The sequence below is a fragment of the Ferdinandcohnia sp. SAFN-114 genome, assembly GCF_059415045.1.
Genome location: NZ_JBPFDQ010000085.1, coordinates 14,660 through 24,133 on the forward strand (window position 1 = coordinate 14,660; position 9,474 = coordinate 24,133).

8 protein-coding genes are annotated in these 9,474 nt (G+C 38.0%); 6 read left to right on the forward strand and 2 right to left on the reverse strand.

Going from position 1 to position 9,474, the window contains the following annotated elements; translation table 11 throughout:
• Positions 1-1,265: 1,265 nt before the first annotated feature.
• Complete coding sequence (gene megL / locus ACR65M_RS21435; RefSeq protein ID WP_341330625.1) at positions 1,266-2,444, forward strand: methionine gamma-lyase; 1,179 nt, start codon at positions 1,266-1,268, stop codon at positions 2,442-2,444.
• A gap of 211 nt (positions 2,445-2,655) precedes the next feature.
• Here the strand turns inward: megL and msrC are convergent, their stop codons facing one another.
• A complete protein-coding gene (gene msrC / locus ACR65M_RS21440; protein ID WP_341330626.1) occupies positions 2,656-3,135 on the reverse strand; it encodes a free L-methionine (R)-S-oxide reductase MsrC in 480 nt (159 codons plus the stop codon).
• 143 nt (positions 3,136-3,278) lie between these two features.
• On the opposite strand from msrC, the gene refZ reads away from it, so the two are divergent.
• Entirely contained in the window at positions 3,279-3,932 is a 654-nt protein-coding gene (gene refZ / locus ACR65M_RS21445; protein WP_341330627.1) for a forespore capture DNA-binding protein RefZ, read from the forward strand.
• On the opposite strand, the gene hisJ is transcribed toward refZ, so the two are convergent.
• Positions 3,922-4,743, reverse strand: a complete 822-nt coding sequence (hisJ, locus tag ACR65M_RS21450; RefSeq protein ID WP_341330628.1) for a histidinol-phosphatase HisJ — start codon at positions 4,741-4,743, stop codon at positions 3,922-3,924. The genes refZ and hisJ overlap by 11 nt on opposite strands.
• Before the next feature lie 187 nt (positions 4,744-4,930).
• Here hisJ and ezrA point away from each other — a divergent pair, with 187 nt between their 5' ends.
• From ezrA to ACR65M_RS21470, 4 genes are all read left to right on the forward strand, one after another.
• Positions 4,931-6,625 (forward strand): septation ring formation regulator EzrA, encoded by a 1,695-nt coding sequence (ezrA, locus tag ACR65M_RS21455; protein ID WP_341330629.1) that lies wholly within the window; start codon positions 4,931-4,933, stop codon positions 6,623-6,625.
• Positions 6,626-6,717: 92 nt separating this feature from the next.
• Entirely contained in the window at positions 6,718-7,875 is a 1,158-nt protein-coding gene (locus tag ACR65M_RS21460; protein WP_341330630.1) for a cysteine desulfurase family protein, read from the forward strand.
• Positions 7,865-9,064: a tRNA uracil 4-sulfurtransferase ThiI gene (thiI, locus tag ACR65M_RS21465; protein ID WP_341330631.1), complete on the forward strand. Its 1,200-nt coding sequence runs from the start codon at positions 7,865-7,867 to the stop codon at positions 9,062-9,064. Before ACR65M_RS21460 ends, thiI begins: the two co-directional genes overlap by 11 nt.
• Before the next feature lie 98 nt (positions 9,065-9,162).
• A complete protein-coding gene (locus tag ACR65M_RS21470) occupies positions 9,163-9,366 on the forward strand; it encodes a small, acid-soluble spore protein, alpha/beta type (RefSeq protein WP_121447407.1) in 204 nt (67 codons plus the stop codon).
• Positions 9,367-9,474 lie beyond the last annotated feature (108 nt).

Below are 9,474 nucleotides of genomic sequence, written 5' to 3' on the forward strand. Positions count from 1 at the left end.
ACATACCTGGTCTGAATTTGCCCTCCCGAGTCCGAAGATACTTAAACTTCGGCCACACCGTGCATGAATCTGGCATGCCGAGTCCGAAGATCTCTAAACTTCGGCCACACTGGGCATGAATCTGCCTTCCCGAGTCCGAAGATCTCTAGACTTCAGACATACCTGGTCTGAATTTGCCCTCCCGAGTCCGAAGATACTTAAACTTCGGCCACACCGTGCATGAATCTGGCATGTCGAGTCCGAAGATCTCTAGACTTCGGACACACCGTGCATGAACCTGGCATGTCGAGTCCGAAGATCTCTAAACTTCAGACATACCTGGTCTGAATTTGCCTTCCCGAGTCCGAAGATACCTAGACTTCGGACACCCCTGGTCTGAACCTGGCATGTCGAGTCCGAAGATCTCTAAACTTCAGACATACCTGGTCTGAATTTGCCCTCCCGAGTCCGAAGATCCCTAAACTTCGGCCACACTGGGCATGAATCTGGCATGCCGAGTCCGAAGATCTCTAGACTTCAGACACCCCTGGTCTGAATTTGCCCTCCCGAGTCCGAAGATACTTAAACTTCGGCCACACCGTGCATGAATCTGGCATGCCGAGTCCGAAGATCTCTAGACTTCAGACACCCCTGGTCTGAACCTGGCATGGCGTGTCCGAAGATCTCTAAACTTCGGACACACTCGCGCTGAATCTGCCTTCCCGAGTCCGAAGATCTCTAAACTTCGGACACACTGGGCATGAATCTGGCATGTCGAGTCCGAAGATCTCTAAACTTCGGCCACACCGGGCATGAATCTGGCATGCCGTGTCCGAAGATCTTTAGACTTCGGACATGTCTGTGCTGAATCTGCGTCCCCGAGTCCGAAAATCTCTAGACTTCGGACATGTCTGTGCTGAATCTGCGTCCCCGAGTCCGAAGATCTCCAAACTTCAGACACACCGTGCATGAATCTGGCATGTCGAGTCCGAAGATCTCTAAACTTCGGACACCCCCGGGCTGAATCAGCACTCCCGTGTCCATAATGATTTTAATTGTTATTCGACACTAGAAATCATACGCGTTTTGCTATGGTAATTGTTCTATTTACAGCTCAAAATAGCCCCCATCTATAAATGGATGTCCTTTTTGGTAGGAACAGCGCTTTAATTCGCTATATTATAAAACCTAGTAAACCTCTATGAAAATAGAAAACGCTTTCAATACAACCCTTCTTGTCATATGCTAATGGTATAATCAAAAGTTTTAAGGGGGATAAGGGGAGCATGAGCAAGGAAAGTAAATACTTTGACACTTTAGCGATACATGGTGGCGGACCAACTTCTCCAAATGGGAGTTTAACACCACCACTTTACCAAACATCAACTTTTACATTTGAAACAGCTGAACAAGGAGAAGCTCGTTTTGCTGGTGCGGATGAAGGATATATATATTCAAGATTAGGGAACCCAACAGTTAAAATTTTAGAAGAAAGAATCGCTCTCTTAGAGGGAGGGGAAGCAGGGCTTTCATTTGGATCGGGGATGGCGGCTGTTTCGGCTGTGTTATTTGCATTAACAAAGTCTGGTGATCATATCCTCTGTTCACAGGGACTGTATGGGTGTACCTTTGGTCTCCTAAAGATGATGAACGAGAAGTACAATATTGAACATGATTACAGTGATATGGATGATGAAGAGGAAATTCTATCAAAAATTACTCCACAAACGAAACTAATCTACATTGAGACACCAATTAATCCAACTATGAAACTCATTGATTTACAAAAGGTTGTTAAGATTGCGAAACAGCTTAATATCCCAGTTGTCGTGGACAATACTTTTAGTTCACCTTATTTGCAGCAACCCATTAAATTGGGCTGTGATATTGTGGTACACAGTGCTACAAAGTATATTGGAGGACATGGAGATGTTATCGCAGGACTTGTCGTTGGCAAAAAAGAATTTATTCAACAGGTGGCAATGACAACGAAAAAGGATATTGGTGGTATTATGTCACCATTTGATGCATGGCTTTTACTTCGTGGGCTAAAAACACTGCCGGTAAGGATGGACCGCCACTGTGATAATACAGAAAAAATCGCATTCTTACTCAAAGAACATAAAAATGTGGAGCAAATTTTTTATCCTGGTGATATAGAAAGTCCAGCTTACGAGATTATGAAAAAACAAATGAGTAAGCCAGGTGGACTTATATCTTTTACAATTAAAGGCACAAAGAAAGATGCACAAAACGTTCTAAATCGACTGAAGTTAATCAAAATTGCTGTGAGTCTAGGTGATACAGAGACTCTCATACAGCATCCAGCAACAATGACACATTCAGTTGTGCCAGAGGAATCCCGATTGAACATGGGCATTACGGATAATTTGATTCGACTTTCGGTAGGATTAGAAGCATGGGAAGATATTTGGGATGATTTAAATCAAGCGTTAAATGGATAAAGGAGAACCTAGTCGGGAGGTCAAGCGACTCATAAATACGGGCAAATCAAAAAGCCAGCGAGGACAAAAATCCTCACTGGCTAGTTTTATTTGTCTAGGTCCAGTTGCCATCGTCTCTCTAGTCTGTTCCGATCGTCTCGGAAGGTAAAAGGCACCTTCTGTCAGCGCTCATCTTATGCTTGTCGCCTAAAGCTTAGCACCTTGCACTTTTCTACAGATGTTCTTCTAAAACCTTCACAAATTCTTCAAGGCATTGTTGGTCTACTTCATCAAAACGCTCTTTGATTGGACTGTCGATATCTAACACACCAAATACTTCACCATTTTTCATAATTGGAACAACAATTTCTGATTGGGAAGCACTATCACATGCAATATGACCAGGGAATAGATGAACATCTGCCACTCTTTCAGTCTTTCGATTTTGGGCTGCAGTGCCACAAACCCCACGTCCCATCTTAATTCTCACACATGCAGGTAGGCCTTGGAATGGTCCGAGAATAAGCTCATCTTCTTTCTTTACATAAAAGCCAACCCAATTGACATTATCTAAAAATTGGTTAAGTAATGCTGATGCATTTGCTAAATTTGCTATTTGGTCATGTTCGCCTTCAAGCAAAGCTTGCAACTGTTTTGTTACCAGTTTATAGTCTTCTGCTTTATTACCTTTGTATTGTTCGACATGAAACATTATGATTCCCCTCCATTTGAGTAATACCTACATAAATTATATTAAATGATAGCTTAAAGCGCGTGACTTGTCGATAAATTCTTAAAGGAATCCACCTTAGCATATCGAAATCTATACTATATTAAGGGTAAGGTGGGTTGGTTATGAAAAGTAAAACAATGAAACAAAAAGTTATTGAGTCGTCCGTATTCTTATTTAATACAAAAGGCTTTGATGGAACAACAGTACGTGAAATTGCGAAAAGAGCAAATTGTAATGTCGCCAATATCTCCTACTATTTTGGAAATAAGGAAGGTTTACTAGAACATTTAGTTTCTACTTACCTAGAGGGATATTTAACGATTGTCGAGCATGCCTATATTGAATTGGATAACAGAACGGCAAGAGAATGTTTATTGCTTGCGGTCAGAGGGATTATGGAATACCAAAAGGATAATCGTCACTTATCACGTTTTGTCCAAAGGGAAATTACATTTGATACCACTTTGATTCGTGAAATCATGACCACCTATATGGCAAAAGAAAAATATTATTTCCAAGCCATTTTTGAAACAGGTATTAAACAACAGGAATTTGCCCTAGTTCCAATCCCTTATGCCATCATGCAATTAAAGGGGATGTTATCTATGCCTTATCTACACCCTCAATATATGTCAGAAGTTTTACATTTAATGCCTTATGAGTTGTATGTTAGTGAACAATATTGTCATGAAATAGAGAAATGGGTAAACACGACTATTTGTAAACAACCTCAAACAGTAAAAAGCAAAATAACTCAGATTCCCGTTAATATCTAGTTGGTGACACTAACAAAGCATCTTTAATTAGATGTTCAAATCCTTGATTTAAATCCTTCCTGCTATGGGCATCGGAACCATAGACGAGAGGGATTTTTCGTTTTATTGCCTCTCTAATGATTTTTTCTGGTGGATAAACCTCTCGACAAAGTGGTTTATTAATACCAGCACCATTATAATCCAAGGCTAATCCAAGATCCGCAATTTGGTCGAGTATCGAGTGAATTTTGTCATCGAATTGCTTGGATACCGGGAATTTTTTTTGAAACTTATGAACAAGTGTAATATGGCCAATCCTTTTTGGCTTAAATTGACCTAGGTCTGCCGTTATAGAACGCGCCAATGTATTATAATAAGCTTCATAGACCGCCTCAACTGAGGAAAAGTCACTGATCATAGTCGCAAACATGTCAGGACTATAATCGAGGCAATAATACTGATCTTGTTTTTTTAAAAAATGAACAGAGAGAATGCTATCATTCAAATATCGACCATACTCGTTCAAAAAAGTCCTTGTGTCCTCTTCATATCCCTCAATATAGTCGACCTCTAATCCAATATTGATTTTAATATCTGATGCAAACTTTTTTTGAAGCTCGGTTAATACAGAAAAATAGATTTCTAGCTGATTTTCGTCCATTCCACTGTCCTGTTGAGGTGTGGGATCGTTAAATCGTGACGGAAGTGGTGCATGTTCTGTGAACGAAATTTCATCAAACCCTAACTGTAGAGCACGGGCAATGTAATCCTCAAACGCGTCCTTTGTACCATGCGGGCAAAAGGGTGTATGGATATGACCATCTGCTTTCATCGACAAATCCCTCATTTTTATATAAATTTTGTAAAAAATTTTAAAAGTTTTAGTCAAAAATTGTCGTTTACATGGTATCATAAATACAATAAAAAAACATTTGATTTGATATTACATATAAAAGTTAAAAACTAATATACATAAATGTCTAGAACGAGATTGATTGTGGGAGCAAGGAGGCCAAATTATGGAAATCATAATCGGCATAATCGTAGTAGCAAGTGCAGTAACTATTTTTGGGTTTTATTCGAGAAAAAAGATATATAAAGATGTTGATAGGCTTGAAGCCTGGAAGATAGATATGATGAATCGGCCAGTCACCGATGAAATAGCTAAAGTAAAAGAGCTTAATATGACAGGTCAAACTGAAGAACTATTTGAACGTTGGAGAAAGCAATGGGATGAAATTGTCACTGTTGCTCTTCCAGATGTTGAGGAATTATTATTTGATGCTGAAGACTTAGCTGATAAATATCGTTTTGGGAAAGCAAAACGGGTACTTGCCCAAATTGAGGCAATCTTAAAAGATGCTGAAAGCAATATCGCCATTATTTTAGACGAGCTTAAGGATTTAGTTGGCAGTGAGGAAAAAAATCGTGTTGAGGTTGATGAATTAAACCAACAGTATCGGGAACTTAAAAAGAATTTACTTGCGCATAGACATACTTTTGGACATGCTGAAAAACAGCTTGAAATGAATCTAGAAGATGTTTATGGGAAATTTAAAGAATTTGAAGAAGCAACGACGAATGGAAATTACTTTGAGGCAAGAGAAATTGTTCTCCTGATTAAGGATGCGCTATCCGTAACGAAGCAACAAATGGATGATATCCCTCACTTATTACATGAATGCCAAAGTACAATTCCAAATCAGTTAAATGAACTTTCTGAAGGTTATAGCCAAATGGAACAGGAGGGCTATTCTCTAAAGCACCACCAAATTGAGAAAGAAATTGAAAGAATGCGAGAGCAATTATCCCAACATATTTCTCTTATCGAAGAGCTAAAGCTTGAAGATGTGAAGAAGGGAATTGAAGAAGCAAGAGAGTCGCTCGATACAATCTATGATTTACTGGAAGCTGAAGTAAAAGCAAATCAGTTTGTGAAAAAAGAAGTTGAGAAAATCGAACAAGATTTAGAGGACTTAATTGAAGGCAGTAAAAGCACAGAAGAAGAAACTACCTTTGTTCAACAAAGCTATCATTTATATGAAAAAGATATAGAACAACACCGGAATATCGTAAAACAAATTAAACAACTGGTGAAGCAATATGTATCTGTTCAATCAAAGCTTGAAGCGGAGCAAATTGCCTATTCTCTAATCAAGACGGAGTTAGAAGAGGTGTACGGTAGGATACAGGATGTAAAGGAAGAGCACTTACAATTTTCAGAAATGCTGAAAACACTTCGTAAGGATGAACTTCATGCAAGAGAACAAATTTCGGAAATGAAGAAGCAACTTACAGATGCGAAACGACTTATCTCAAAAAGTAATATCCCTGGTCTTCCAGTAAAATATGCTGAACTCGTTTCGGAAGCAAGATTGTCTCTTACACAAGTAATGAATAGTCTCGAAGAAAAACCACTTAATATGAATACGGTCAATCAAACATTACAAAATGCGTCTGATTTAGTTTCACAGACATATAAGCAAGCAGAAGAAATGATTGAGCAAGTATATCTTGCAGAAAAGGTCATCCAATATGGAAACCGATATCGAAGCAGGGATCAAAAAGTTGCAGTTAGTTTACTTGAAGCTGAGAAATCTTTTAGAAATTATGAATATGCACTTGCATTAGAACAAGCTGCAACAGCAATTGAAGATGTAGATCCTGGAGCGTTGAAAAAAATTGAAGTTTTACTTGAAGATGATTCTAAGTAAAGGGCCTCAAATTGGGGTCCTTTTCCTTTTTTTATTTTATAAATGTATGTTATCATTTTGTTTGCAAAATATCGCATAGTAGGGGTAATAAGATGATTTATTTAGATAATAGTGCAACAACAAAACCTTTTGATGATGTAATTGATTCCTATATAAAAGTTGCAAAAAATTATTTTGGCAATCCCTCTTCCTTACATGGAATAGGTGGACAAGCTGAAAAGCTATTAAGTCAATCCCGGAACCAGATTGCTTCCCTTTTACAGGTAAAGCCGCAGGAAATTATTTTTACATCTGGAGGGTCTGAAGGGAATAATTTTGCGATTAAAGGAATTGCATTACAATACAGTAATCGAGGCAAACATATTATTACAACATCAATAGAGCATCCTTCGATAACTGAGGCATGTAAGCAATTACTAGAACTTGGGTTTGAAATCACCTATCTTCCAGTAGACGAAAAGGGTGTTGTTTCGATTGAAGATTTAAGAAATTCAATTCGTGAAGATACGATCTTAGTTTCTATCATTCATGTAAATAATGAAGTAGGGACCATTCAACCAATAGAAGAAATTGGAAAACTTCTAGAAAATTACCCGAAGATTATTTATCACGTTGATCATGTACAAGGAGTAGGTAAAACCCATCTAGATTTTAATAAGGCAAAACTTGATTTATGTACGATTTCGGGACATAAGTTTAATGGGCTTAAAGGAACAGGGGTTTTATTCGTCCGTCAAGGTGTTAGAATTAAGGCTCTAATCGGTGGCGGTGACCAAGAAATGCAAAAAAGGGCGGGAACTGAAAATGTTGCAGGTTTTGTAGCCCTTGCTAAAGCATTAAGGTTGACCATAGAGAATAGAGATGGAAATATTAAACATCTAACTCGACTAAAAGAAACTATTATAGATCAATTATCAAGGTTGAATGGTATTACAATACACACACCTGAGGCTAGCAGTGCCCCACATATCATCAATTTCTCGGTTAACGGTTTAAAGCCTGAAGTATTTGTTCATTTATTAGAAGAGAAGGAGATTTACGTTTCAACAACCTCCGCATGCTCATCCAAAAATAATGAACCCAGTAAAACATTGCTTGCGATGGGAGTACATGAAGCCCTTGCTAATAGTTCAATACGAATCAGCCTGTCGCATCAAAACAAACTGGATGAGATTCCGATTTTAATAAATGCTATTGAAAATGCAATAAAGAAATTACAACATGTAATGGGGGAACAAAATGGAATATGATCACATTTTAATACGATTTGGCGAAATTACTACAAAAGGTCGAAATCGTAATCATTTCATTAATAAACTTTTAAATAATATAAAAAGGAAGCTTACTGATTACAAAGGTATCACATTTGAAAAAACAAGAGATCGAATTTATATAAAGTTAAATGGAGAACCCCATGAAGGAATTGTGGAAGTTCTCAAAAATATTATTGGAATTCAATCCTTTAGTCTTGCTTTAAAGGTTGAAAGTGAAATCGAAAAAATAAAAGATGGTGTCTTAGCTGCCATTAAACAACTAGATCATCAAGGAAAGACCTTTAAAATATCTGCACGACGATCAGATAAAAGCTTTGAACTTGATTCCAATCAATTAAATTATGAATTAGGAAGTCATATTTTAAAGAATACCGAGGAAATCTACGTAAATGTGCACACTCCTGATATCAATATCCGTGTTGAAGTACGAAAGGAAGCCACTTATATTACCTTTAAAGATGAAAAAGGTGTAGGAGGACTTCCAGTTGGTTCAAGCGGGAAAGCGATGCTTATGCTGTCGGGTGGTCTTGATAGCCCTGTTGCCGGTTATTTATCCATGAAGAGGGGATTAACAATTGAGGCTGTACATTTTCACAGTCCCCCATATACAAGCGACCGTGCACGCCAAAAGGTGATTGACCTTGCACAGCAGCTTACAGAATTTTCGGGAACGGTTAAATTGCACATCGTCCCTTTCACTGACATTCAGATAACGATACAAAGACAAATTCCTGAAAACTATACGCTAATTTCAACTAGACGTATGATGCTACGAATCACAGATGAAATAAGAAGAAGACGTAATGCACTTGCGATTGTAACTGGTGAAAGCCTTGGTCAGGTGGCAAGTCAGACATTAGAGAGTATGCATGTCATCAACAACGTAACCAGTACACCAATTATTCGTCCACTTGTTACTGTAGATAAATTTGATATTATTGATATGGCTAAGAAAATCAATACACATGATATCTCAATTCGTCCATTTGAAGATTGTTGTACTATTTTTACACCTTCAGCTCCCAAAACAAGACCAAAGCTGGAAAATGTAACTCATTATGAAAGCTACACTGATTTTGAGAGCTTGATTGAAAAAGCCGTTAATGAAACGGAAATCATTACTTTAGATGGATCTAAGAAAGAAGAGATAGAAGACTTATTCTAATAGAAAATCATTCTATTGTTGTGAACATTTACCAGTAGTTTACATGTATTGTGCCATGTGATTTTACACATTATATACTCACAAGGAGGTGAAGTCACATGGCAAACAACAACAACAGCAACCAACTATTAGTAGCTGGTGCACAACAAGCAATTGACCAAATGAAATATGAAATCGCTTCTGAATTTGGTGTAAACCTTGGTGCTGATACAACTTCTCGTGCTAACGGGTCTGTTGGTGGAGAAATCACTAAGCGTTTAGTATCTTTCGCTCAACAACAAATGGGCGGAGGTAATTTCTAAAAACAAAAAAATAGATGGCTACAAGGACGGGTTCTGGACTAACCTAAAATAGTGAGACAATATAAAACACCTCCAAAATGGCAATACTTGAGATAAGTATTGTGACAT